This is a genomic window from Streptomyces olivaceoviridis (genome assembly GCF_014650115.1).
In the GTDB taxonomy this organism is placed as follows: domain Bacteria; phylum Actinomycetota; class Actinomycetes; order Streptomycetales; family Streptomycetaceae; genus Streptomyces; species Streptomyces olivaceoviridis.
The window spans coordinates 67,534-92,485 of record NZ_BMUI01000027.1; the positions used below are offsets into that span (position 1 = coordinate 67,534).

At 74.6% G+C, this 24,952-nt stretch carries 21 protein-coding genes and 1 riboswitch; of the genes, 14 read left to right on the forward strand and 7 right to left on the reverse strand.

Features of this window, described 5'->3' with window-relative positions:
- Genes IE273_RS34985 through IE273_RS34995 form a run of 3 tightly spaced genes read right to left on the reverse strand, consistent with a single transcriptional unit; the run spans nucleotide 1 to nucleotide 2,847 of the window.
- Complete coding sequence (locus IE273_RS34985; RefSeq protein WP_189819148.1) at nucleotides 1–1,395, reverse strand: FAD/NAD(P)-dependent oxidoreductase; 1,395 nt, start codon at nucleotides 1,393–1,395, stop codon at nucleotides 1–3.
- A complete protein-coding gene (locus IE273_RS34990) occupies nucleotides 1,388–1,690 on the reverse strand; it encodes a (2Fe-2S)-binding protein (RefSeq protein WP_189819149.1) in 303 nt (100 codons plus the stop codon). The genes IE273_RS34985 and IE273_RS34990 overlap by 8 nt, the downstream gene beginning before the upstream one ends.
- Entirely contained in the window at nucleotides 1,687–2,847 is a 1,161-nt protein-coding gene (locus IE273_RS34995) for an NAD(P)/FAD-dependent oxidoreductase (protein ID WP_189819150.1), read from the reverse strand. Before IE273_RS34995 ends, IE273_RS34990 begins: the two co-directional genes overlap by 4 nt.
- A 140-nt stretch (nucleotides 2,848–2,987) precedes the next feature.
- On the opposite strand from IE273_RS34995, the gene IE273_RS44780 reads away from it, so the two are divergent.
- From IE273_RS44780 to IE273_RS35035, 10 genes are all read left to right on the forward strand, one after another.
- Complete coding sequence (locus IE273_RS44780; RefSeq protein WP_268257529.1) at nucleotides 2,988–3,110, forward strand: putative leader peptide; 123 nt, start codon at nucleotides 2,988–2,990, stop codon at nucleotides 3,108–3,110.
- A gap of 82 nt (nucleotides 3,111–3,192) precedes the next feature.
- Complete coding sequence (locus IE273_RS35000) at nucleotides 3,193–4,080, forward strand: glutathione S-transferase C-terminal domain-containing protein (protein WP_189819151.1); 888 nt, start codon at nucleotides 3,193–3,195, stop codon at nucleotides 4,078–4,080.
- Nucleotides 4,081–4,157: 77 nt separating this feature from the next.
- Nucleotides 4,158–4,268, forward strand: a riboswitch (SAM riboswitch).
- Between the two features lie 353 nt (nucleotides 4,269–4,621).
- Nucleotides 4,622–5,605, forward strand: coding sequence for an amino acid ABC transporter permease (locus IE273_RS35005; RefSeq protein WP_189819152.1), 984 nt, complete (start codon nucleotides 4,622–4,624; stop codon nucleotides 5,603–5,605).
- Nucleotides 5,602–6,393: an amino acid ABC transporter ATP-binding protein gene (locus IE273_RS35010; protein WP_189819153.1), complete on the forward strand. Its 792-nt coding sequence runs from the start codon at nucleotides 5,602–5,604 to the stop codon at nucleotides 6,391–6,393. The genes IE273_RS35005 and IE273_RS35010 overlap by 4 nt, the downstream gene beginning before the upstream one ends.
- Nucleotides 6,394–6,535: 142 nt before the next feature.
- On the forward strand, nucleotides 6,536–7,555 hold the full coding sequence (locus tag IE273_RS35015; RefSeq protein ID WP_189819154.1) for an ABC transporter substrate-binding protein: 1,020 nt from the start codon (nucleotides 6,536–6,538) through the stop codon (nucleotides 7,553–7,555).
- Nucleotides 7,556–7,602: 47 nt separating this feature from the next.
- Nucleotides 7,603–8,412: a GNAT family N-acetyltransferase gene (locus tag IE273_RS35020; RefSeq protein WP_189819184.1), complete on the forward strand. Its 810-nt coding sequence runs from the start codon at nucleotides 7,603–7,605 to the stop codon at nucleotides 8,410–8,412.
- Nucleotides 8,413–8,426: 14 nt separating this feature from the next.
- On the forward strand, nucleotides 8,427–8,540 hold the full coding sequence (locus tag IE273_RS45315; protein ID WP_359834900.1) for a putative leader peptide: 114 nt from the start codon (nucleotides 8,427–8,429) through the stop codon (nucleotides 8,538–8,540).
- Nucleotides 8,541–8,664: 124 nt separating this feature from the next.
- A complete protein-coding gene (locus IE273_RS35025) occupies nucleotides 8,665–9,867 on the forward strand; it encodes an LLM class flavin-dependent oxidoreductase (RefSeq protein ID WP_189819155.1) in 1,203 nt (400 codons plus the stop codon).
- A 26-nt stretch (nucleotides 9,868–9,893) separates the two neighbouring features.
- On the forward strand, nucleotides 9,894–11,288 hold the full coding sequence (locus IE273_RS35030) for an NtaA/DmoA family FMN-dependent monooxygenase (protein WP_189819156.1): 1,395 nt from the start codon (nucleotides 9,894–9,896) through the stop codon (nucleotides 11,286–11,288).
- Entirely contained in the window at nucleotides 11,285–12,370 is a 1,086-nt protein-coding gene (locus tag IE273_RS35035) for an LLM class flavin-dependent oxidoreductase (RefSeq protein ID WP_189819157.1), read from the forward strand. The genes IE273_RS35030 and IE273_RS35035 overlap by 4 nt, the downstream gene beginning before the upstream one ends.
- A 95-nt stretch (nucleotides 12,371–12,465) precedes the next feature.
- Here the strand turns inward: IE273_RS35035 and absR1 are convergent, their stop codons facing one another.
- On the reverse strand, nucleotides 12,466–13,551 hold the full coding sequence (gene absR1 / locus IE273_RS35040; RefSeq protein WP_189819158.1) for a beta-glucuronidase AbsR1: 1,086 nt from the start codon (nucleotides 13,549–13,551) through the stop codon (nucleotides 12,466–12,468).
- Between the two features lie 94 nt (nucleotides 13,552–13,645).
- Between absR1 and IE273_RS35045 the strand changes: the two genes are divergently transcribed.
- Nucleotides 13,646–15,370, forward strand: a complete 1,725-nt coding sequence (locus IE273_RS35045) for a LuxR family transcriptional regulator AbsR2 (RefSeq protein ID WP_189819159.1) — start codon at nucleotides 13,646–13,648, stop codon at nucleotides 15,368–15,370.
- A gap of 557 nt (nucleotides 15,371–15,927) precedes the next feature.
- Here IE273_RS35045 and IE273_RS35050 read toward each other — a convergent pair.
- Complete coding sequence (locus IE273_RS35050) at nucleotides 15,928–18,540, reverse strand: CHAT domain-containing protein (RefSeq protein WP_229887849.1); 2,613 nt, start codon at nucleotides 18,538–18,540, stop codon at nucleotides 15,928–15,930.
- A gap of 76 nt (nucleotides 18,541–18,616) precedes the next feature.
- Between IE273_RS35050 and IE273_RS35055 the strand changes: the two genes are divergently transcribed.
- Genes IE273_RS35055 through IE273_RS35065 form a run of 3 tightly spaced genes read left to right on the forward strand, consistent with a single transcriptional unit; the run spans nucleotide 18,617 to nucleotide 21,149 of the window.
- Complete coding sequence (locus IE273_RS35055) at nucleotides 18,617–20,050, forward strand: S8 family peptidase (RefSeq protein ID WP_189819161.1); 1,434 nt, start codon at nucleotides 18,617–18,619, stop codon at nucleotides 20,048–20,050.
- Entirely contained in the window at nucleotides 20,047–20,685 is a 639-nt protein-coding gene (locus IE273_RS35060) for an RNA polymerase sigma factor (RefSeq protein WP_189819162.1), read from the forward strand. The genes IE273_RS35055 and IE273_RS35060 overlap by 4 nt, the downstream gene beginning before the upstream one ends.
- The gene (locus tag IE273_RS35065) at nucleotides 20,682–21,149 is read left to right on the forward strand and encodes a hypothetical protein (protein WP_189819163.1); all 468 of its coding nucleotides are present in this window, start codon (nucleotides 20,682–20,684) and stop codon (nucleotides 21,147–21,149) included. The genes IE273_RS35060 and IE273_RS35065 overlap by 4 nt, the downstream gene beginning before the upstream one ends.
- A gap of 599 nt (nucleotides 21,150–21,748) precedes the next feature.
- On the opposite strand, the gene IE273_RS35070 is transcribed toward IE273_RS35065, so the two are convergent.
- Both IE273_RS35070 and IE273_RS35075 read right to left on the reverse strand, forming a co-directional pair.
- Complete coding sequence (locus tag IE273_RS35070; protein WP_189819164.1) at nucleotides 21,749–22,540, reverse strand: N-formylglutamate amidohydrolase; 792 nt, start codon at nucleotides 22,538–22,540, stop codon at nucleotides 21,749–21,751.
- Nucleotides 22,541–22,715: 175 nt separating this feature from the next.
- Entirely contained in the window at nucleotides 22,716–24,935 is a 2,220-nt protein-coding gene (locus tag IE273_RS35075; RefSeq protein WP_189819165.1) for an NADP-dependent isocitrate dehydrogenase, read from the reverse strand.
- Nucleotides 24,936–24,952: the final 17 nt, after the last annotated feature.

The window sequence follows — 24,952 nt, forward strand, 5'->3', positions numbered from 1 at the left end:
TCACTCCGTCTCCGGCAGGGCGGCCAGGACGCCGAGCGGTACCGGCCGGGCGAACGGCCGCCGTCCGGCGGTGAGCGGGCAGCCGGCCAGGCCCGCCACCGCGGGCGCGCACATCCGCCCCTGGCACCAGCCCATCCCGGCCCGGGTGAGCAGCTTCACCGTGCGCAGGTCCCCCGCGCCGAGCGAGTCGACGGCCCCGCGCACCTCCCCGGCGGTGACCTCCTCGCAGCGGCACACCACCGTCTCGTCCGGGACCCGGTCCGCCCAGCCCGCCGGCGGGGCGTACACCGCGTCCAGGGCCGTGGCGAACGCGCGCAGCCGGGTGCGGGTCCGGGCGGCGCCCCAGCCGCCCGGGTCGGGGGCGGTGCCGCGCAGCCGGGCGGCGGCCGAGCGCCCGGCGATGTGCCCCTCGGCGAGCGCGAGCGCCGCGCCGCCGACGCCGGTGGCCTCCCCGGCGGCCCAGACGCCCGGCACGTCGGTGCGCTGTTCGGCGTCGACCCGTACGGCGGTGCCGGACAGGGTGCAGCCGAGGGTCTCGGCGAGGTCGGTGTGCGGCAGCATGCCGTGGCCCACGGCCAGGGTGTCGCAGGGGATGCGCCGGGCGCTGCCGGGCCGCGGGCGTCCGTCCCGGTCCAGCGCGGCCACCGTCACCGCCTCCAGCCGGTCGGTGCCGTGCGCCGCCACGACGGTGTGCCGGGCCAGGGTGCGCACGCCGTGCCGCAGCAGCCGGGCCGCGTAGCCGGCGCCCTCGGCGAGTTTGCCGGGCTGTGCGGCCAGGGCGGGCGCCCGGTGGAGCAGCGCGCCGGGACCGGCGGACTCCACCAGCGCGGCGACCCACGCGCCGGCCGCGGCGAGCCCGGCGGCCACCGGCAGCAGCAGCGGTCCGGTCCCGGCCACCACCACCCTGCGGCCGGGCAGCACCAGACCGCCCTTGAGCATGGCCTGCGCCCCGCCCGCCGTGACGACGCCGGGCAGCGTCCAGCCGGGGAAGGGCAGCACCCGCTCGTAGGCGCCGGTGGCGAGCAGTACCGCGTCGGCGCGCACGGTGACGCCGTCCTCCTGCGCGGGGCCGAGCAGGGCGTGCACGGCGAACGCTCCGGAGGCGGAGTCCCGTGCGACGCACCAGACGTGATGGTCGGTCAGCTGGGTGATCCGGCCGGCCGTGCGGTGCCGGTCCAGGCCGTCCCGCAGCCGCTCCCAGGTGCGCCACTGGTGGTGCAGGGCCTGCGGCCGGCGGGCGCCGAGGGCGGCGGCGGGCTGCCGGTAGAACTGCCCGCCGGCCTGGTCGGCGGCGTCGACCAGGGTCACCTGGACGCCCCGTGCGGCCGCCGCCAGCGCCGCGGCGAGCCCGGCCGGGCCCGCGCCGACGACGGCGAGGCGCGGTCGTTCAGTCATCGTCCCGGCCCGTCCCCTCCTGCGTGCGGATGTCGTCTCCCGGGCGCACCGGAACCAGGCAGGCCCGTTGGTTGGGGCGGCCGTTGACGGTGACCAGGCAGTCGAAGCACACCCCGATCCCGCAGAACACCCCGCGGGGCCGCCCGGCGTCCCGTGTGCTGCGCCAGGCCGTCACGCCCGCCGCCCACAGCGCCGCCGCGACCGTCTGGCCCGGCAGTGCCTCCAGGGGCCGGCCGTCGAAGGTCACGGTGCGGGCGGGACCGGGCCGGGCCCGGGTCAACTCCCTCGGATTCACTGGACGTCGCCTCCCTCGGTGTCGAACCGCTCCGGCCGGAACGGCGTGAGGTCCAGCTCCGGCGCCTTCCCGGTGAGCGTCCGCGCGATCAACCGCCCGGTGCCGGGGGCGAGTCCGATGCCGGCGCCCTCGTGCCCGCAGGCGTGGAACAGGCCGGGCACCCGCGGATCGGGCCCGATCGCCGGCAGATGGTCCGGCAGGTACGGCCGGAAGCCCGCGTACGTGCGCAGCGCGCGGACCCCTCGCAGGAACGGGAACAGCCCGATCGCCCCGGCGGCGAGCGCCCGCATCGCGGTCAGCGACAACGACCGGTCGAAACCGACCCGTTCCCGGGTGGCGCCGATCAGTACCGGACCGGCGGCCGTGCCCTCCACGACCGGTGAGCTGCGCAGCGCGGCCGAGTCGCTGGCCACGTCGGCCACGTAGTCCGCCGCGTACACCTTGTGCCGGACCATGCGCGGCAGCGGCTCGGTGACCAGCACGAAGCCGCGCCGGGGGAGCACCGGCAGCCGGACGCCGGCGAGCGAGGCGAGGTCGCCGCCCCAGGTGCCGGCCGCGTTGACCACCGCCGGCGCGTGGATGTCGCCCCGGTCGGTGCGGACGCCGCGGACCGCTCCCCGCGCGGTGCGCAGCACCCCGGTCACGGTACGGCCGGTGTGCAGGGCGGCGCCGGAGGCGCGGACCAGGTGTGCGGCGGCCAGCGCGGGCATGACCTGGGCGTCCTGCGGGTAGTGCACCGCGCCCGCCATGCCGGGCGCCATGTGCGGCTCCAGCTCGGCGACCTGTTCGGCGTCGACCGGTACGGCGGTGACACCGGCGGTCCGCTGGTCCGCGGCGAAGTCCCGCAGGGCGGCCAGGGCACCGGGCGTCGAGGCGACCACGAGGCCGCCCTTGGGCTCGTACTCGATCGCGGCGCCCAGTTCCCCCGCCAGTTCGGCCCACAACCGGGCCGACAGCAGCGCGAGTTCGAGCTCCGGGCCCGGCTCCTTGTCGGAGACGAGGAGGTTGCCCTCGCCGGCTCCGGTGGTGCCGCCGGCCACCGGGCCCCGGTCCACCAATCGTACGTCGAGTCCGGCGCGCGCGGCGTACAGGGCACAGGCCGCGCCCGTCATTCCGGCCCCGACGACCACGACATCGCAGGTCAGTAGCTTCGCCACGCCAGTACTATGTCACATGTTTCTCTCCCTGAGGAGTACCCGGCACCGACCTCGATCCCCAGGCGTGGACGCCCCCTTGACGTCGTACGGAGCCCGATCGACACTCCAGGGAGGGAATCCTAGTGAACAGGTAGGGAATCATGACGCGCCGCGCAACGGGCACCGGCCGGACCGGCCGGACGCCGTTGTACGCCCCCCTGCTCACCTCCCGTCGCCACATCGACCTCCAGCGCGTTTGCAGCGCGATCAGCCGCCACCGCTGAGCCGGGCCGCCCCTCCGCCCCCACCGCCCGGTCATGCCCGCGCCGGCGCGCCCCTTCGCACACCCACCACCCGGGGAGACGCATGTCCATCACTCCGCTCGCCGCCGTCCCGTCCACCCGCGGTACCGCGCCCGTCTTCCGGGGCCGGATCGGCCGGGACGCGCGCAGCGGCCACTACGCCGTGCCGCACCGCTACCGGCTCCATCTGTCGACCGCCTGCCCCGACGGGCTGCGCCTCGCCGTCGGCCACAGCCTGCTCGGCCTGGACGCCCGCTGTCCCGTCACCCTCCTGCCCGCCGTCCCGGACTGTCCCGGCGGCGGTCACGCCGTGCTCCGCCCGCTCTACGAGGCGAGCGCCCACCACTACACCGGCCCGGCGCTCGCGCCCGTGCTCAGCGACGACTGGTCCGGACGCATCGTCAGCACCCACACCCCCGACATCCTGCGCGACCTGGACCGGTTCCGGCCGGGCGGCGACGCCCGCCTGTACCCCTCCGGCCTGGAGTCCGTGATCGAGGCCGTCGAGCGGATGTGCGCCGAGGGCATCGAGGAGGCCGCGCAGAGCGCCGGCCGCGCCGGTGCCGACCCCGCCGAACGGGCCGCCGCCCTCGACGTGCTGCTGGACACCCTGGGCCGGCTGGAGCGGCGGCTGAGCGGCGAGGAGTACCTGGCCGACGACCGGCTCACCGCCGCCGACATCGAGCTGTGGGTCACCCTCGTGCAGCTCGACACCGTCCACCGCTGCCACCTCGACGCCTCCGCCGTGCACCGCATCGCCGGCCACCACGCCCTGTGGGCCTACGCCCGCCGCCTGGCCGCCCACCCCGCTTTCGGCCGCCACCTCGACCTCGACGGCATCGCCCGCCGCCACCACGGCCGCTGCCAGGGCCTGGAGGCCGCCGGAGCCGCTGTCCAGATCCTGGACTGGGCAGGCCACGCCGCGGACGCCCCGGACGCTTCGCGCAGGTGAGAGCGGGCCGCCGATGTCCACTGGGCGGACGGCCGTTGACATTCGAACGGGCAACTGCCTTACTTACGGCTCAGAACGGTCAAGAGCGTCAGCACCAAGCCCTGGCTCGCTGACCGGCAACCCTCGCACCGCGGTGGGGTGCCCCAGGTGACGACCGGACCGGATGACGTTTTCGGTAAGCGCGAGGCCCCACGGGGCCGGAACAGTGACAGGTGACGCCATGTACGCAGCTCCCAGGACGGCCGCGAGCCGCCCCCAGGGCTGCGTACCGTCGTACGCCGGTCTCCTCGTCGCCGACCGCGCCGTCGATCTGCTCCGCGTGAACAGCGCACTGTGTACCGCACCGGGCTCTGCCCGCTGTCAGGGCTGACGTCTCCTACCAGCCCCCGCGTTCCCGCCGCACACCGTCCGTCCGGTGTGCCGTTGTCCGCCCAGCCCCCGGTTCCGCGCCTGTCCGTGCGCCGCCTCGTGCCCCAGTGCCGTCGTGGCCCACCTCCGCTCCCGCGCGGCCCCGGGGTGACCGACTCCGCCGGAGCCCGCCATGAGTGAACTCACAGGCGCCGCCGTCTCCCTAGCCGAGGCGCCGGCCCCCGCCGACACACCGTCAAAACCCCTGTCCGCCCAGCGGGTCCAGCCGCTGCGCCGGCCCGGCCGGTGGATCGTCACCGCCGCCGTCCTCGTACTCGTCGCGCAGATCCTGCACGGACTGGTCACGAACCCCTTCTACCAGTGGGACCGCTTCCGTTACTGGTTCCTGCGCCCCACCGTCCTCGACGGCCTCCTCGTCACCCTCGAAGTCGCCGCGCTCAGCGCCGTCCTGGGGCTGCTCGGCGGCATCCTGCTGGCACTCGCCCGGCTCTCCGGGAGCCCGGTGCTGCGCGCGGTCAGCTGGACCTACACCTGGCTGTTCCGCTCCGTGCCGCTCATCGTCGTACTGATCTTCCTGTACAACTTCAGTGCCTTGTACAAGACGTTGAGCCTCGGCGTGCCGTTCGGACCCGCCTTCGTCACCTTCGACGAGTCCCGGCTGGCCACGGACATGACGATCGCCGTCATCGGCCTCAGCCTCAACGAGGCGGCGTACGCGGCCGAGGTGGTCCGCGGCGGCATCCTCTCCGTCGACCAGGGACAGCACGAGGCCGCCGCCGCGCTCGGCCTGCCCCGGGGCCACCAGTTCCGCAGGATCGTCTTCCCGCAGGCCCTCAGGTCCATCACCCCGAACTACGTCAACCAGCTCATCGGCCTCATCAAGAGCACGTCCCTGGTCTTCTACGTGTCGCTGCTCGACCTGTTCGGCACGGTGCAGTCGATGGGCAGCACCTACCCCGGTGACGTCGTGCCGCTGCTGACGGTCGCCACCGTCTGGTACCTGATCCTCACCAGCGCCGTGTCCGTCGTCCAGTTCTACGTCGAGCGGTACTACGCCCGGGGCGCCACCCGGGCCCTGCCGCCGACGCCCTTGCAGAAGGCCCGGGCCGGCCTCGCCGACCTGCGGGCCCGGCTGAGCCGGGAGGCCGCCGTATGACCACCGCGCAGACCCTGCCGAAGGCCGCCCCCGCCGCGCTCGAAGTGCACGGCGTGCACAAGTGGTACGGCTCCCACCGCGTCCTCGACGGCATCGACCTGACCGTCCGCCCCGGCGAGGTCACGGTGATCCTCGGACCGTCCGGCTCCGGCAAGTCCACGCTGCTCAGGGTCGTCAACCACCTGGAGAAGCCCGAGATCGGCCACGTCAGCGTGGGCGGCGAGCTGATCGGGGTGAAGCGGCACGGGGACCGGCTCAGGGAACTCAGCGAGCGCGCCATCCTCGCCCAGCGCAGCCGGATCGGCTTCGTCTTCCAGAACTTCAACCTCTTCCCGCACCTGACCGTCCTGGAGAACGTCGCCGCGGCCCCCGCCGCCACCGGCAGGCTGACCAGGGCGGCGGCCCAGGAACTCGCCCGGGAACTCCTCGACCGCGTCGGCCTCGGCGACAAGACCGGCGCCTACCCGCGGCAGCTCTCCGGCGGCCAGCAGCAGCGCGTCGCCATAGCCCGTGCCCTCGCCCTGCGGCCCGGGATCATCCTCTTCGACGAGCCGACCTCGGCGCTCGACCCCGAACTCGTCGGCGAGGTGCTGGCCGTCATCAAGGACCTGGCCACCAGCGGCACCACCCTCGTCATCGTCACCCACGAGATCGGCTTCGCCCGCGAGGTCGCCGACCAGGTCGTCTTCATCGACGGCGGCCGGATCGTCGAACAGGGCCCGCCCGGCGAGGTGCTGGACCGGCCCCGGCACGCACGGACCCGGGAATTCCTCGGCAAGGTGCTCTGACCGCGCCGCCCGGCGGGGCGTTCCGGCTCTGCCGCCCCGGCAAGGTGTCCCGGCTTGGCCGCTCAGGCCCTCCATGACCACCACCCCCCAGCGCACCCCCATCGCTCACCACCCTCATCAGCGAGACAAGGACAGCCACGCCATGCCCAGCCACCTCTCCCGACGCGCCGTGTTCCGCGGCATCACCGCGGCGACCGCCGTCGCCACCCTCGCCACCGGGCTCGCCGCCTGCGGAGGTGACAGCGAGGCCGTCACCAAGACCGACGCCACCGGCACGGTGACCGTGGGGCGGCTGTCCAACGGAGCCGCCAAGGAGACCGCGCTGAAGGTCTCCGAAGTGAAGTCCATCCGCGCCGAACTGCCCGCCTCGGTGCGCAGGAGCGGCAAGCTCGTCATCGGCGTCGGAGCCCTGCCCTCGGGCTCCGCGCCGCTGAACTTCGTGGGCAGCGACCAGAAGACCCTCACCGGCTCCGAGCCCGACCTCGGCCGCCTGGTGGCCGCGGTCCTCGGCCTGAAGCCCGAGATCAGGAACTCCACCTGGGAGAACCTCTTCGTCGGCGTCGACAGCGGCAAGGTCGACGTGGCGTTCTCCAACGTCACCGTCACCGAGGAACGCAAGCGGAAGTACGAGTTCGCCTCCTACCGCAAGGACAACCTGGCCTTCGAGGTGCTGAAGAAGAACTCCTGGAACTTCGACGGCGACTACGAGAACCTCGCCGGCAAGACGGTCAGCGTGGGCGCCGGCACCAACCAGGAGAAGATCCTCCTGGAGTGGAAGGCCAGGCTGGCCAAGGAGGGCAAGAAGCTCACCGTCAAGTACTTCCCGGACCAGAACGCCACCAACCTGGCGCTGAGCAGCGGAAAGATCGACGCCTTCTTCGGTCCCAACCCCGCGGTCGCCTACCGTGCCCGGCAGACCGCGAACACCCCCAACGCCACCCGCAACGCGGGCACCTTCTCCGGTGCCGGCGAGACGCTCCAGGGCCTGATCGCCGCGACCGCCAAGAAGGACAGCGGACTCGCCAAGCCGCTCGCCGACGCCCTCAACCACCTGGTCGAGCACGGGCAGTACGGCAAGTGGCTGGCCGCCTACGGCCTCTCCAACGAGTCCGTGGCGAAGTCGGAGGTCAACCCGCCCGGGCTGCCGATGGACAACTCCTGACGGGACATCGTTCCACCGACATGGAGTCGACAGAGGGGATCGCTTCCGTGGCCCACCCGACCGACGTCCGCCCCGGCGCGGCCCCGCTCCTGCCCGCCGACCCCGTCCTGGACAACGCCGTCTGGGCCGCCCTCACCGGCCCGCACGCCCAGCTCGCCGACCGGTACGGCCGCGCGGCCCGCTACCGGCCGGAGACCTACGCCTTCGCGGCGCTCGCCGACCCGGCGGACCCGGCGGCCTGGGCCGACCTGCACACGCTCGTCGGTCCGGGAAACCCCGTACGGGTCAAGCCGGTCGAGCGGGTCCCCGACGGCTGGGAGGTGCTCGGCGAGGGCGTCGGAGTCCAGCTCGTGGACACCGCGCTGCGGGCCGAGCCGGACCCGCAGGCGGTCCGCCTGGGAGCCGACGACGTCCCCGAGATCCTCGATCTGGTGGCCCGCACCCGGCCGGGCCCGTTCCTGAGCCGTACCGTCGAGATGGGCACCTACCTCGGCATCCGGCACCGGGGCAGGCTCGTCGCCATGGCGGGGGAGAGGCTGCGACCGCCCGGCTGGACCGAGATCAGCGCCGTGTGCACCGACCCCGCGTACCGCGGCCGGGGACTGGCCACCCGGCTGGTGCGCGCGGTCGCGGCCGGCATCCGGGACCGCGGGGACACCCCGTTCCTGCACGCCGCCGCCGACAACACGCCCGCGATCCGGCTCTACGAGTCGATCGGGTTCACCCTGCGCCGCCGCTCCCGCATCACGCACCTGCGCAGCCCGGGAACAACCGGCGCCGGCCGGACGTTGGACGTCACGACGAGATCCGCCAGGCGGACGCCGACCCGGCCCGCCGCGCCCGACGGACGGAGGTGACGGCCGTGACCCGAGTGCCCCCGCGGGCCCGCCCGCCGCGCGCCCCGCACCCGTACCGGTCCGTCCGTCTGCACTCCCGGCCGCACATAGACCTCCAGCGCGTGTCCGCCGCGCTCTGTCGCCACTGACCCCTCCCCGGCCCCCGCCCCGGGGCTCCTCCCGCCGCGCCCGCCCGTGGCCGACGCCGCCCGCCCGGCCGCCGCCGGCCACGCGAGCCGGCGTTCTCGTACGGACATCAAGGAAGGCACCGACGTGTCCTCAACTCCTGCCGCACCCCTGCACCTCGCCGTCGCCCTGGACGGCACCGGATGGCACCCGGCGTCCTGGCGCGAGCCGGTCGCCCGCCCCCACGACCTGTTCACCGCCGGCTACTGGACCGACCTGATCACCGAGGCCGAACGCGGCCTGCTCGACTTCGTCACCATCGAGGACGGCCTCGGCCCGCAGTCCTCCCGGATCCTCACGTCCGACGAGCGCACCGACCAGGTCCGCGGCCGGCTCGACGCCGTCCTCATCGCCTCCCGCGTCGCCCCGGTCACCCGGCACATAGGCCTGGTCCCGACCGTGGTCGCCACGCACACCGAGCCGTTCCACATCTCCAAGGCGATCGCCACCCTCGACTACGTCAGCACCGGACGCGCGGGCCTGCGCGTGCGGACCGACTTCCGCCCGGACGAGGCCGCGCACTTCGGCCGGCGCACCATCCCCCGGATCGACGGCTTCGACGCCCCGGACGCGCAGGCGACGATCACCGACCTGTTCGACGAGGCCGCCGACTACGTGGAAGTGGTCCGCCGGCTCTGGGACAGCTGGGAGGACGACGCCGAGATCCGCGACGCGGCGACCGGCCGCTTCATCGACCGGGACAAGCTGCACTACATCGACTTCGAGGGCCGCTGGTTCAGCGTCAAGGGCCCGTCCATCACGCCCCGCCCGCCCCAGGGCCAGCCCCTGGTCACCGCCCTCGCCCACCAGACCGTCCCGTACCGGCTCGTGGCCCGTCAGGCCGACGTCGGCTACGTCACCCCGCACGACGCGGACCAGGCCCGGGCGATCGTCACCGAGATCCGCGCCGAGCAGCGGGCGGCGGGCCGGGCCGGCGAGACGCTGCACGTCTTCGGGGACCTCGACGTCTTCCTGGACGACAGCCGGGCCGGGGCCGAGGCCCGCCGCGACCGCCTCGACACCCTCGCGGGCGAGCCGTACACCAGCGACGCCCGGATCTTCACCGGCACGGCCGCCGAACTCGCCGATCTGCTGGAGGAGCTGGCGGCGGGCGGGCTGACCGGGTTCCGGCTGCGGCCCGCGGTCGCCGGCCACGACCTGCCCCGGATCACCCAGGACCTGGTACCCGAGCTGCGGCGCCGCCGCCGCTTCCGGGACGCCTACGAGGCCGGCACCCTGCGCGGCCTCCTCGGCCTCGCCCGCCCCGCCAACCGCTACGCAGCAGCCTGAACGCCGGAGAGGACGACCGTACCGCCATGAGCAAGCCGCTGAAGCAGATCCACCTGGCCGCGCACTTCCCCGGCGTCAACAACACCACCGTGTGGAGCGACCCGGCCGCCGGCAGCCACATCGAGTTCAGCTCCTTCGTCCACTTCGCGCGGACCGCCGAACGCGCCAAGTTCGACTTCCTGTTCCTCGCCGAGGGACTCCGACTGCGCGAGCAGGGCGGCCGGATCTACGACCTGGACGTGGTCGGCCGCCCCGACACCTTCACCGTGCTGGCCGCGCTGGCCGCCGTCACCGACCGGCTCGGCCTGACCGGCACCATCAACTCCACGTTCAACGAGCCGTACGAGGTGGCCCGCCAGTTCGCGAGCCTGGACCACCTCTCCGGCGGCCGGTCCGCGTGGAACGTGGTCACCTCCTGGGACGCCTTCACCGGCGAGAACTTCCGGCGCGGCGGCTTCCTCCCGCAGGAGGAGCGCTACTCCCGCGCCAAGGAGTTCCTCGCCACCGCGCACGAACTGTTCGACTCCTGGCGCGGTGACGAGATCATCGCCGACCAGGCCACCGGGACCTTCCTCCGGGACGCCAAGGCCGGCGCCTTCGTGCACCAGGGGCAGCACTTCGACATCCACGGCCGGTTCAACGTCCCGCGCTCCCCGCAGGGCCGCCCGGTCGTCTTCCAGGCGGGCGACTCCGACGAGGGCCGCGAGTTCGCCGCCGCCGGCGCGGACGCGATCTTCAGCCGGTACTCCACGCTGAAGGAGGGCCAGGCCTTCTACACCGACGTCAAGTCCCGCCTCGCCGCGTACGGCCGCCGCCCCGACCAGCTCCTCATCCTGCCCGCCGCGACCTTCGTCCTCGGCGACACCGACCAGGAGGCCGCCGAACTCGCCCGCGAGGTGCGCCGGCAGCAGGTCAGCGGCGCCACCGCCATCAAGCACCTGGAGTTCGTCTGGAACCGGGACCTGTCGGCGTACGACCCGGAGGGCCCGCTGCCCGAGGTGGACCCGGTGGTGAGCGAGGACCACATCTCCCGGGGCCGCGCCCAGGTACGGATGTACCGGGACCCGGTGGCCATCGCCCGCGAGTGGCGGCAGCTCGCCGAGGCCAACAGGTGGTCCATCCGCGACCTGGTCATCAACACCGGCAACCGGCAGACGTTCATCGGCTCCCCTCAGACCGTCGCGCGGACCATCAACGACTTCGTGCAGGCCGACGCCTCCGACGGCTTCATCCTGGTCCCGCACATCACCCCCGGCGGGCTCGACCCGTTCGCCGACAAGGTGGTCCCGCTCCTCCAGGAACAGGGCGTCTTCCGCGCCGACTACGAGGGCACGACCCTGCGCGACCACCTCGGCCTCGCCCACCCCGATGCCGAGGCCGGCAGCCGCGCCAGTGCCTCGTCCGCGCGGGCCGCGTCGTGAAGTTCCTCGCCATCACCCTGATCGTGCACCGGCCGGACCCGGTCACCGCAGTCCTGGCGCCGACGCACGAGCGGTTCCGCGAGGTGCTGGACAACGCGGTGCTGGCGGAGGAGCTGGGCTTCGACGGATTCGGCGTGGGGGAGCGGCACGAACGGCCGTTCCTCTCCTCCGCGCCGACCGTCGTGCTCAGCCATGTCGCCGCGCTCACCCGCCGCATCCGGCTCTTCACCGCCGTCACCACGCTCAGCCTGCTCGACCCGGTCCGGGCCTACGAGGACTACGCCACCCTGGACCACCTCTCCGAGGGGCGCCTCGACCTGATCATCGGCAAGGGCAACGGCACCGCGCAGCGCGAGCTGTTCCACGTCACCCCCGAGGACCAGTGGGACCGCAACGCCGAGAGCTACGAGGTGTTCCGGCGGCTGTGGCGGCAGGACCGGGTGACCGCCGACACCCGGTTCCGGCCACCGCTGAAGGACGCCGAGGCGTGGCCGCGCCCGTACCAGCGGCCGGTCCGCGTCTGGCACGGCAGCGCCACCAGCGAGGAGTCCGTGGACCTCGCCGCCCGCTACGGCGACCCGCTGTTCTCGGCGAACGTCACCCATCCCGTGGAGCCGTACGCCGAACTGGTCCGCCACTACCGGGAACGCTGGGAGCACTACGGCCACGACCCGGCGGCCATCGCGGTGGGCGCCGGCTCGGCCGGACTGTGCGTCGCCCGCACCTCGCAGGAGGCGCTGACGGCGTACCGCCCGGTCTTCGAGAGCAACCTGGCCTTCCAGCGGTCGGCGGGCCTGCCCGTGGTCTTCGAGACCCTGGAGGACTTCGTGGCGCGCGGCTCGGCGCTGATCGGCAGCCCCGAGCAGGTCATCGACAAGGTGCACCGCTACCACGAGCGGCTGGGGCACACCGTGCTGCACGTGACCGCGGACGCCGGCGGCCTGCCCGCCGCCCGGCACCGCGCCTCGCTGGAACTGTTCCAGTCGGCCGTCGCGCCGACGCTGCGCCGGGAGATCCCGGACCCGCCGTTCGCCTGGGCACCGGTCCTGCCCGCCGGCACGGCACGGACACCGGCGGCGTAGACACCGGCGTGGGCGTGGACGTCACCTCCCCCGTAGGTGACGTCCACGCCCGTTCCCCCGGTGCCGGACAGTGGCTCTGTGTCGTCCGTGTGCCGTCACCAGCACATGACGGCCGTCTCCCCCGACCCCCACGTGGAGTACAGGCGGACCCGGACGGCATAGCGGCGGCCCTTGACGAGCCGGACCCGGACGGCGGCGTTGTCCGGCGTGCCGCCGTCGTCGTGGCCCGCGAGGAAGCGCGGTTCCCCGTCGCGCTGCTCGAAGACCACCAGCACGGTGTCGGCGTCGCCGAAGGTGCCCACGGTGTACTCGCGGGTCTCCGGCGGCTCGACGGTGAAGTCGGCCTGCTCGCCCGGCCCCAGTCCGAGCGGCGCGGACCGGAACGGCACCAGTCCGGCCGGCCCGCCCGGAGCGGCGGGCGGGTACCAGCGGAGCACGAACTCCTTGTCGGCCGGGGAGGGAGCGCCGGGCGGACGCAGCCCCCCGCGGTACTGCTCCGGCTCCAGCACCAGCCCCGGCCCGAGCGGCAGCGTCATCACCGACTGCGGATCCCACACCGACCCGCCCGCCTCACAGGCGTCCAGCGGGCGCAGCACGTTCGTGTACGTCGTCTCCCGGCTCCAGAAGTTCGGCGGGCCCGCCAGTTCGGCGTACACGGCCTCGTCGTCCCAGTGCAGCCCGGCGAACGGACTCTGGTGCTCGTGCACCATGCCGAGCGCGTGCCCGATCTGGTGCAGGACGGCCCCGCGCTCCCCGGGCGCGGTCACGTCCCAGCCGAGGTTCATGGTGCGCTCCCCCCGGCCCACCGACAGCGCCTCCCGGCCGACCGCCGACCAGGACCCCGCACCGGCCTGGAACCCGATCCGCAGCTCCGCCTCGTGCCGGTCGCCGACCTCGGCGAACGCGACGCCGATACCGAGGTCCTGCCACTCGGCGAAGCACCCGCGGACCACGTCCCGCTGCTCCTCGCCGCCCGCCCACGGCACCCGGCGCAGCTCCCCCGTCCCGGGGACCGGGACGACCGAGGCGTCTGTGCGGGCGTCCAGGAAGCAGTAGTGCAGGACCGTGCCGTTGACCCACATCCGCCGCCCGGCGAGCAGCGCGCCCAGCCGCTCGGCGGTCAGCCCCGGTGCGAACGACGGGGCCGGCTGCCGCGGAAGCGAGCAGAGGCGTCGGGTCATGCGGCCAGCGTGCCCGCCGCACCGGCCGCACGCCTGAGTCGGGGGCTACTCAAGTCGCCCTGTATCAAACCTGAGTACGCGCGCTCAGGATGGTGTGAGGACTTACGAACAGGACGCGAAGACCCTGGAGCTGCCCTGGCCGTTCACCGGCCGGGCCGACGAACTGGAACTGGTGCGCGGCGCTCTGACCGCCGGCCGGCCCGGCATCGTGGTGACCGGCCCGGCGGGCCGCGGCAAGACCCGGCTGATCACGGAGGCGGTCCGGGGCACGGACCACGCCCGGGTGACCGGCACGCCCGAGGCCCGGGACCTGCCCCTCGCGGCCTTCGCGCACCTGCTCCCCGACACCGTCTCGCTGCACCGCGCGGTCCGCGCGCTGTCCGGCGTACGGCTCCTGGTCGTGGACGACGCCCAGCTGCTGGACGAGACCTCCGCCGCCCTGGTCCACCAGCTCGCCGTGCAGGGCCGCACCCGCCTGGTCGTGGCCGCGGCGGACGGCCCGCCCGCGCCCGGCGCGGTGTCCCGGCTGTGGACCGGGGAACTGCTGCCGCGGCTGGCCCTCGACCCGCTGTCCCCCGAGGACACCGCCCAACTGCTCGCAGGCGCCGGCCTGGAACCGCTCACCGTGCGCCGGCTGCACCAGGCGTGCCGGGGGGATCTGCGGCTGCTGCGCGACCTGGTGATCGCGCTCACCGGGTCCGGCCGGCTGACACCCGTCCCGGACACCGGGGAACATGCCTGGCGCGGCCCCCTGCCGGTCACCCCGGCCGTCCGCGAGCGGCTGGCCCCCGCCCTGGAGCGGTCCGGCCCCGGCGAACGCGACGCCCTGGAACGCCTCGCGTTCGCCGAGCCCCTGCCGCTGCCCGTGGACGAGCTGGACCTGGACGTCCTCGAACACCTGGAGGCGGACGGCCTGATCGACGTCGACGACCAGGGCGCCGTCACCCTCGGCCACCCCCTGCACGGCGCCGCCCTGCGCGCCACGGCCGGCCGGCTGCGGGCCCGCCGGCTGGCCCGCGCGCCCTTCGCGCACGGCCCCGCGCTCGACGCCGAACAGCGCACCCTGGTCCGGCGGATGGACCGGCTCGACGTCCGGCCCGTGCCGACGCCGGCGGGGGAGTGGCTGGTCGCGGAGGGCGGCCCGCTGCCGGCCGGGTACGCCGAGGTCCGCGCCCGGTTCGCGCGCCTGCGGGGTGAGCTGCGGGACGCGGCGGCGTGGGCCCGGGAGGGGCTGCGGGAGACCCCGTCGGACGGCGGGTGCCTGAGGGAACTCGCGCTGGCCGAAGGGACACCGGATGAGGTGACTGAGCCGGACGGCGTCCACGCGCTCTACGCCGCCGTACGCCTCGGTGAGCCCGGTCGGGCGGTCGGGCGGCTCCCGGCCGGCAGCGTGTTCGCCCGGCACGCGGACGCGCTGGCGCGCGAGGACGGGGCCGCGCTGGACCGGGCGGCGCAGGCGCTGGCCGAGCGGGGCTTCCTGCTGTACGCGGCGGAGGCGTACGCGCAGGCGGTACGGGTCCACCGTGATCCCCGGGCCGCCCGGCTGTCCCGTACCCGGGCCGTCGCGCTGGCCCGCCGCTGCCAGGGGGCGCGCACACCCGCGCTGGCCGGGCTGGTCCTCGGCGAACTCACCGCCCGGCAGCGGCAGATCGTCACGCTGGCCGCGGCGGGGCTGAGCAACCGGGAGATCGCCGAGCAGCTGACACTGTCCGTGCGGACCGTCGGCAACCACCTGTACAGCGCGTACACCCGGCTCGGTACGGGGGACCGGGGGGCGTTGCCCTGGCTGGCGGACGTACCGGAGAGGGAGACGGCCTAGGGCCGGCCGGTCCTCCGGGCCGTCCCGGGGCCGCGGTGGGCGTGGGCGGGTACGGCGGCGCCGTCGGCCGGGCCGGGTCCGTCACGCGGTGCTGGTCGTGCGGTACTCGCTGTCCGAGGCCGGGCTGCCCTGTGGATCGTGGAGCCGCACCGAAGCGCCGCGCTGCTCCAGGCGCGGGTGGCCCGCAGGGCCTCACAAGTGCCCTCCGCCGTACCGGTGATGGGCTGGTCGGGCCTGCCGCCGACGGCTCCCGCGCGGTGTACGCCCTGTCGGCGGGCCTGTCCCCGGTGTGGGCGGTGGCGGCGCTGACCGCCGGCGCGGTGGTGCGGTTCTTCGCATGTCGGCGGGGACGGTGTCCGGTCCGGCCCTGGTCACGGCTGGTCACGGGGACCGCGATCGCCTACGGCTCGCTGGGCTGGGCGGCGCCAGGCCTGCTGCTCGCGGCTGCGGTCTCGCGGCGGCCCCGGCGGTGCGCTGGGCCCGCCGGGACGGGAGGGGCGGGGCGAGCGCCTGGCCGTCCGCCACGCGGCGCAGCCGCCGGGAGGACGCACCCGCGCTCACGCCGCCCCGAACGCCGCGAACGCCCAGCCCGTCGCCTGGTGCACCGCGTCGCCCGGCAGGGCCGTACGGGCGTCCCTCAGCGCCTCGGCCAGGGAGAGGCCCGCGCCGAGACCCTTGTGCAGGGCCAGCATCAGCGGGACGACCGCCGCGTCGTTGACCGGGGCGCTGCTCGCCACCACCCCGGCCGTGCCCAGCGGCAGCAACGCCGTGACCAGGCCGAGGAGTTCATCGGCCCCGACAGAGGCGAGGCGGGCGGTGTCGCAGCTCGACAGGATGATCCGGTACGGGCTGCGCGCCAGGCGCTCGAAGTCGTGGACGATCAGCGGCCCGTCGGCCATGCGGAGGGCGGAGAACAGGGGGCTGTCGGCGCGGAACGTGCCGTGCGCCGCGAGATGGGCGAGACCCGCGCCGTCGAGTTCCGCCAGCACCCGGGGCACCTGGGCGTCGTCGCCCTCCAGGACCGTCGCCGTGCCGTACCGGTCCGCCAGTTCGGGCACCTCCGCGCCGCCCGTCGCGAGGCCGGGGCCGCGCACCAGCACGGGCCGTCCGTCCGGCGGCGGAGTCGTCTCCCGGGCGCGCAGCCAGCTGTTCGCCGACGGCGACACGCTGAGCACCCGCTCCCGCAGCGCGGGCAGCAGCGCCCACGGCACCCGGTGCAGCGCGCCCGGCGGCACGATCACCACCGGGCCCGGACCGAGGTGCCGCACCGCCCCGGCCAACAGGAGTTCCTCCAGCCGCCGGCCGGCGGCCTCCACGAGAGGGAGCCGGGCCTCGGCACCCGGGTGCGCGAGCCGCCGCAGCCCGGCCTGCACATGCTCGGCCTCGGCCACCGCCTCCGCCAGCGAGCCGCCGGCGAACCGCCGCACCTTTCCCTGCCCGCACAGCAGGACGTGCACCCGGCCGTCGACCACCGCCAGTTCGACCAGCCGGACGTCACCGAGCCGGTCCAGCAGCCGGCCCACGTCGAGACGGTCGCCCGCGTCGGCGGCGGCCCCGCCCATGTGCCGGGTGCGGGAGCGGATCTCCCGTTCCAGGCGCCGCTGTTCGCGCTCCAGCGCCGGCACCGGGCGGCCCTCCATCCGGGCGGCCTCCGCGCGGGCGGCGATCTCCCGGTAGGCGGTGAGCCCGCTCAGCAGCGCAGGATCGTCGGGCGGCCGGGTCGGCGGCGCGGACAGCACGGTCGCCCGCCACCGCTCGCTCCACCCGAGCAGCCGCCGCGGAGAGCCCTCGGCGAGGCTCACCTCCTGCGCCAGCGCGGCCAGTTCGGCGCCCTGCGCGGTCGCGTGGGCGCGCAGCTCCGAGGCGCCCAGCGTCATCCGGTGATCGTCCAGCACGTCCAGGCCGCGCCGGCACGCCTCCAGCACACCGCGCCGGGAACCGGCCGCCCGCGCCCGCAGCGCCTGTGCCGCCCAGCCCGTCATCCGGGCCGGCGGCGGCCCGCCGTGCCGGCTGCGGGCGGCGACCGCCAAGTGCCGTTCCGCGTCCGCCGTCCAGCCGAGCGCCAGCGCGATCCGGCCCGCGAGCAGGGATGCCTCGGGCGCGGCCGGGGAGCCGAAGGAGGCCAGCCGCTCGGCGACCGCCGCCGCGTCCGCGACCATCCGCCCCGACCGGCGCCCGGCCGCCACCCGCGCCTCGATCAGCACCAGCCGGGCGTGCGTCTCCCACCAGGTCCGGCGCTGCGCCGCGAACAGCCGTACGGCCACGGCCGCGCGGGCTATGGCGGTGTGCGCCTCCCCGGCCGAACGGGCGGCCCGCGCGGCGGCCAGCAGCAGCTCGGCCTTGCGGGTGGACTGCCCGCCGATCCGGTCCAGCAGCGCGATCGCCGCGTCCGCCTCGGCCAGCGCCTCCGGGGCGAGCCCCGCCGCCATCAGCACCTCGCAGCGCCGGATGGACAGGTTGTAGGTGGGGGTGTCCAGCTTGGCGTAGCGCTCCTCGGCCTCGTCCAGCAGCCGCAGCGCCGCCGGGATGTCGCCGGAGCGGAACGCGGCCAGGCCCCGGCTCTCCACCGCGTCCGCCTTGTCGTGCTCCTGGCCGGTGGTGTCCCACAACCGCTCCGCCGCCGTGAAGTCGGCGACGGCCCGCTCCACCGAGCCGAGCGCCAGATGCACGGTGGCCCGCAGGGTCAGCGCCCGCGCGGTCCAGATGTCGTCGGCGACCTGCCGCAGGACGGGAAGGGCCCGCCGTACGTCCTCCAGCGCCTCGCGGTGGTACCCCAGCACCCACCACACGTACGCCCGCCGGTACAGCACCCGGGCCCGGGTGTGTCCGCTGCCCCGGGCGACCCCCCGCTCGAAGGACGCGAGCCCCTGCCGCGTGCGCCCCGCGTGCACCAGTGCGACCCCGAGGGTCGCGAGCACATCGGCCTCCCGGTCGGCCGACTCGGCGCGCGCGGCCAGGTCCCGGGCCCGCCGCAGATGCCTCAGCGCGATCCGCAGATCGCCGAAGTCCCGCTGCCAGATGCCGAGCACCTGGTGGGCGACGCTCGCGTGGACGGGTGACGGCGCGGCGCGCAGGACGTGTTCGGCACGTGCCCGGGCCTCGCCCGGATCGGCGAACACCATGGGCAGCAGTTCGAGAACCGGCTCGCTTCCCGCTGTCACGTCTCGCATGGTAGTGGCCTGTTGTATCAGACGGTGGCCTCGCGGCTCTCACTGTCGACCACCGTCTTGAGGGGGAGGACACCACATGGCACCACACCGATTCCACGAGCAGTTCCACCACATCCAACGCTCCCTGCCGGACGTCCCCCTCACCATGGGGCCGGACGACTCCGCCGGGTACTTCTACGAGAAGGGCGTCGTCCTCGTCCGGGACGGCGAGGAGGCCCGGTTCGTCGAGGATGCCGTGCGCACGCACTTCACCGAGACCCAGGGACTCGTCCCGGACCACGTGCGCCGCGTGGGCCCGCAGGCCGGCCGCACCGGCGTCACCCGCATCCGGGTCGGCGACCCGGCCGAGGGCGAGGACAGCGTGCCGCACGCCCTGCGCGCCGTGCGGGCGGCCGAGGACCGCCAGGGACGCCGGCTGGCCGGCCGCAACCACGTGGTGCACATCGCGGGGAACGTCAACGCCTGCCCCGGCGACGAGCCGGTGCCCGTCCCGCGCACCGAGACCCCGAACCCGGCCCCCGCCGAGGGCAGTTACGACCCGGCGACCGCGGTCGGCGTCCTCGTGATCGACACCGGGCTGATGCACGACCACCGCTCCTACCCGCTGCTCGCCCACACCACGGGCGACGCCCAGCTGACCGAGACCGACGCCGACGGAGTGCTGCGCCAGTACGTCGGCCACGGCACGTTCATCGCCGGGATCCTCGCGGCCGTCGCCCCCAACACCGACATCACCGTGCGCGGCACGCTCAACGACGCCGGTGCCGTCCTGGAGTCGGAGTTCGGCGCCCTGCTCTTCGACGCGGTCGACCGGGGCGGCTGGCCGGACATCATCAGCCTCTCCGCGGGCACGCCCGGCGCGGACACCGACGGCCTGATCGGCCTGGACGCGTTCATGGCGGAACTGCGCGAGCAGCGGACCCTGCTGGTGGCCGCCGCCGGCAACAACGGCAGCGACATCCCGTTCTGGCCCGCCGCCTACGCCGGCCTGGCCGAGTTCGCCGACTGTGTGCTGTCGGTCGGCGCCCTGCGCGCGGACGGCGCGTCCGGGGCCTGCTTCACCAACCACGGGCCGTGGGTGCGCGTCCACGCCCCCGGCGAACGCCTCACCAGCGCCCTCACCGGGTTCACCGCGCCCGTGCCGTACGTCTACCAGCACTCCACCTACGACGCCTGCCGGTTCGGCGACGCCGACTACGCCTGCACCTGCCAGTTCCCGCGCCACACCGGTGTGCTGAGCGAGGGACGGGAGAGCACCGGCGCCAAGCCGGACCAGGTGATGTTCGACGGTCTGGCGCAGTGGAGCGGCACCTCCTTCGCCACCCCGGTGACCGCGGGACTCGTCGCCGCCCGGATGACGGCGTACCGGGAACGCGACCCGCGCGCGGCCGGCGCCGGGCTGCTGGCGGCGGACGCGGAGCGGGCCGAGGTGCGCGGGGCGCGTGTCGCGGCGCTCCGCCCGCCCACCTGGCGCCCCGTCCCCGCCGTGATCCCGGCGCTGCCCGCATGAGGGCCGGAACCCTCCGCTCCACGGCGTACGATGACAGGCCGTACACAAGGGGTGGAGCCGTGGACCGAACAGAGGTCGGCGCGTTGGTCCAGTCCGCCGTCGACGGGGACGCCGCGGCCTGGAAGGCGCTGGTGGAAGGGATGAGTCCGCTGGTGTGGTCGGTCGTGCGGGCACACCGGCTGTCGGACGCCGACGGGCACGAGGTCTTCCAGACCACCTGGTTCCGCTTCGCCCAGCACCTGGGCCGCATCCGGGAACCCGACAAGGCCGGCGCCTGGCTGGCCAGTACGGCCCGGCACGAGTGCCTGAAGGTGCTCAAGGGCTTGGCGCGGCTGACCCTGACCGACGATCCACGGGTGCTGGACCGGGCCAGCGAGGACCGGACGCCGGAAGAGACGTTCATCGATTCGGAGGAGGCGGCGGACCGGGCCGAGCGGGTCCGCCGCCTGTGGCAGGAGCTGGACGGACTGGGTGAGCGCTGCCGGCAGTTGCTGCGCGTGCTGATGGCCTCGCCGCCGCCCAGCTACGGGGAGATCTCGGCCGCCCTCGGCATCGCGGTCGGCAGCATCGGCCCGCTCCGCCAGCGCTGTCTGCGCCGGCTGCGGGCCCGGATGGACACGCGGGGTGCGGTGTGAACGGCGACGAGAGGCCCGAGGGGCCGGAGGAGTTCGCGGACGGGCTGCTGGAGGAGGAGCTGCGCCAGGCGGCAGCCGTCCTGGACCCGGTGCCGGTCGAGCTGGTCCAGGCGGCGCTGGACGCGTTCGCGCTGCACGACCTGGACGCCCGGCTCGCCGAGCTGACTTTCGACTCGCTGGTGGACGCGCTGCCGGTCAGAGGGGTCACGGACGCGCCGCGCATGCTGACGTTCCGTGCGGGCGAGGTGACCGTCGACGTGGAGGTCACCGAGGAGGGGCTGATCGGCCAGCTGCTGCCGCCGCAGTCGGCGCGGATCGAGGTGCTCGGCGGCCCGCAGACGACCCACCCGGTCATCGCCGACACCCTCGGCCGGTTCACCAGCGACGCCCCGCCGTCCGGCCCGTTCGCCCTGCGCCTGCGGACCGGCGCCGAGGTGATCGTCACGGAGTGGCTACGAGCCTGAGCGGACCGGATCGGACGGGGTGACGGACCGGCCGGACGTCGACACCGAAGCGCCCGGGACCCGGGCTGTTCCTCGCCGGTGGGCCTGGGCTGGGTGGGGTTTGCCGGGGCCGAGCCGGGTGCCGGGCCGGAGGCTGGGTGGAGGGTTGCCGGTGCCGGGCCCTGACCGGGGCTGGGGGAGGCGTGCCGGGGGCCCGAGTCGTGAGCCGGGCCGGGGGCTGGGCGAGCCGGGCCCCGGGGCGAGCCGTGTGCCGGCTGGGGGGTGGGCGAGGCGGGTCGGGTGCCGGGCCCTGGGCGAGGTGTACCGGGCGGGCGAGCCGTGTGCCCGCCCCTGGTTGGGTGGGGGTTGCCGGGGGCCGGGGGCTGGGCGAGGCGGGCTCCGGGGCGAGCCGTGTACCGGCTGGGTGGCTGGGCGAGGCGTGCTCGAGTGCCGGGTCCTGGGGCGAGGCGTGCCGGGCGGGCGCACCGGGTGCCCGGCCGGGGCCGCGGCGGCGGTCGGACGGCGCTCACCCGCCGGTCGGAGACCGTGTCCGCCTGGCCCCGGAAGCCGTCCGCCACCTTGTGTGTCGCCCTGGTCCCGGCGCTGCTGCGGCCGGTGGGCTACACCGCGTCGACGAGTGCCGCCAGTGCCGTGGCGAGGCGGTGCAGGCCGGGGCCGGCCGGGCCGCCCGGTTCCGTCATGTACGTGTCCCGCCGGATCTCCACCATCAGCGCGCCGACCCGGGCGTCCGTGCCGTAGAACTCCAGCGGCACGTACGTCCCGGCGAACGGGCTGTCCAGGCCCGTCTCACCGCAGCCGGCGAACGCCTTGCGGGCGGCCTCGGTCAGCTCCGGCGGGGTGTGGAAGGCGTCCGTGCCCAGGCACACCGGCGGGCGCGGCCCGCTGCCGTGCAGCTCGTACGGGAGCGGCCGGGCCGGATACGAGTGCACGTCGATGATCACCGCGCGCCCGGTCGCGGCCAGCCGGCCGGCCACCGCCTCCGACATGGCCGCGGCGTACGGGCGGAAATAGCGGGCGACCAGCGGCTCCGGGTCGGTGTCCGCGGGCCGCAGCTCGCCCTTGTGGGTGGTCCGCGTGTACACGGCGCCCATGCCCACGGCGAGCATTTCCTCCCGCTCGTCCGGGAACCGCTCGGGGTCCACCACCAGTCGCGACAGCCGGTTCACGAACCGCCAGGGCCGCAGCCCGGCGAGCGCGGCGGCCTCCTCGGCGATCCGGGCGGTGTGCGCGTCCGTGATGTGGTCCAGCTCCCGCTCCAGCCCGGCGTCGTCCAGCACGATGCCGGCGCGCACGTCCTCCGGTATCGCCCGCGAGGAATGCGGCACGTGCAGCAGTACCGGCGAGTCGGCGGCACCGGGGAGGAGGTCGAACGAGGGGACGGTCTGGGACACCGGCTGCTCCTGAGCTGTTGGGGGCGTGCACGATCAAGGTGCCATACGGCACTGACAACGGCCCCCGCCCCGCACGCCGCCGCCCCGGCCGGGGGTCCCGGCCGGGGCGGAGGGCACGTCATCTCGACGGCTCAGGTGCCGCGGCGCCAGCTCGGCCGCCGCAGGCACCAGGTCACTAGCCGAGGGATGCCAGCGCCTCGTTCCAGGTGGCCGACGGCCGCATGACCGCGTCCGCCTTGGCCTTGTCGACCTGGTAGTAGCCGCCGATGTCGGCCGGGGAGCCCTGGACCGCGTTCAGCTCCTCGACGATCTTCCGCTCGTTCGCGGCGAGGGTCTCGGCGAGCGGCGCGAACGCCTTCGCGAGGTCGGCGTCCTCGGTCTGCCCGGCCAGCTCCTGAGCCCAGTACAGGGACAGGTAGAAGTGGCTGCCGCGGTTGTCGATGCCGCCGACGCGCCGGGTCGGGGACTTGTCCTCGTTGAGGAAGGTCGCCGTGGCGCGGTCCAGGGTGTCGGCGAGGACCTTGGCGCGGGTGTTGCCCGTGGCCGCCGCGTACTGCTCGAAGGACGGCACCAGGGCGAAGAACTCGCCGAGGGAGTCCCAGCGCAGGTAGTTCTCCTTGACGAGCTGCTGGACGTGCTTCGGCGCGGAGCCGCCGGCGCCCGTCTCGAACAGGCCGCCGCCCGCCATCAGCGGGACGACCGACAGCATCTTGGCGCTGGTGCCCAGCTCCAGGATGGGGAAGAGGTCGGTCAGGTAGTCACGCAGCACGTTGCCGGTCACCGAGATGGTGTTCTCGCCGCGGCGGATGCGCTCCACCGACAGCTTGGTGGCCTCGACCGGGGACAGGATGCGGATGTCCAGGCCCTCGGTGTCGTGCTCCGGCAGGTACTGCTTGACCTTGGCGATCAGCTGCGCGTCGTGGGCGCGCGTCTCGTCCAGCCAGAACACGGCCGGGTCGCCGGTGGCACGGGCGCGGGTGACGGCCAGCTTCACCCAGTCGCGGATCGGGTCGTCCTTGGTCTGGCAGGCGCGGAAGATGTCGCCCTGCGCGACCGGCTGCTCGATCAGCACGTTGCCGGCCTGGTCGGTCAGCCGGACCGTGCCGGCGGCCGGGATCTCGAAGGTCTTGTCGTGGGAGCCGTACTCCTCGGCCTTCTGCGCCATCAGGCCGACGTTCGGGACCGAGCCCATGGTCGACGGGTCGTAGGCGCCGTTGGCCCGGCAGTCCTCGATGACGGCCTGGTAGACACCGGCGTAGGAGGAGTCCGGGATGACGGCGAGGGCGTCGTGCTCCTGGCCGTCCGGGCCCCACATGTGGCCGGAGGTGCGGATCATGGCCGGCATGGAGGCGTCGATGATGACGTCGGAGGGCACGTGCAGGTTGGTGATGCCCTTGTCCGAGTCGACCATGGCCAGGGCGGGGCCCTCGGCGATCTCGGCCTCGAAGGAGGCCTTGATCTCGGCGCCCTCGGGCAGGTTCTCCAGGCCCTTCAGGATGCCGCCGAGGCCGTCGTTCGGGGTGAGGCCGGCCGCCTTGAGGGTCTCGCCGTACTGCGCGAACGTCTTCGGGAAGAAGGTGCGCACCACGTGACCGAAGATGATCGGGTCGGAGACCTTCATCATCGTGGCCTTCAGGTGCACGGAGAACAGGACGTCCTCCTGCTTGGCGCGGGCGACCTGCGCGGCCAGGAACGAGTTCAGCTCGGCGACGCGCATGACGGACGCGTCGACGACCTCGCCCGCGAGGACCGGCACGGACTCCTTCAGGACGGTGGTGGTGCCGTCCGCGCCGACCAGCTCGATCTTCAGGGCGCCGTCCCCGGAGACGACGACGGACTTCTCGGTGGAGCGGAAGTCGTTCTCGCCCATGGTCGCCACGTTGGTCTTGGACTCGCCGGTCCAGGCGCCCATGCGGTGCGGGTGGGTCTTGGCGTAGTTCTTCACCGAGGCCGGGGCACGGCGGTCGGAGTTGCCCTCACGCAGCACCGGGTTGACGGCGGAGCCCTTGACCTTGTCGTAGCGGGCGCGGATCTCGCGCTCCTCGTCGGTCTTGGGGTCGTCCGGGTAGTCCGGCAGCGCGTAGCCCTTGCCCTGGAGCTCGGCGACGGCGGCCTTCAGCTGCGGGATGGACGCCGAGATGTTCGGCAGCTTGATGATGTTGGCCGCGGGGGTCTTGGCCAGCTCGCCCAGCTCGGTCAGCGCGTCGGGGATGCGCTGGTCCTCGTTCAGGTACTCCGGGAAGACGGCGATGATGCGCCCGGCCAGCGAGATGTCACGCGTCTCCACGGGCACACCGGCCTGCGAGGCGTACGCCTGGATCACCGGCAGGAACGAATGCGTCGCCAGGGCCGGGGCCTCGTCTGTGTAGGTGTAGATGATGGTCGAGTCAGTCACCGGGTGCTCCGCTCCAC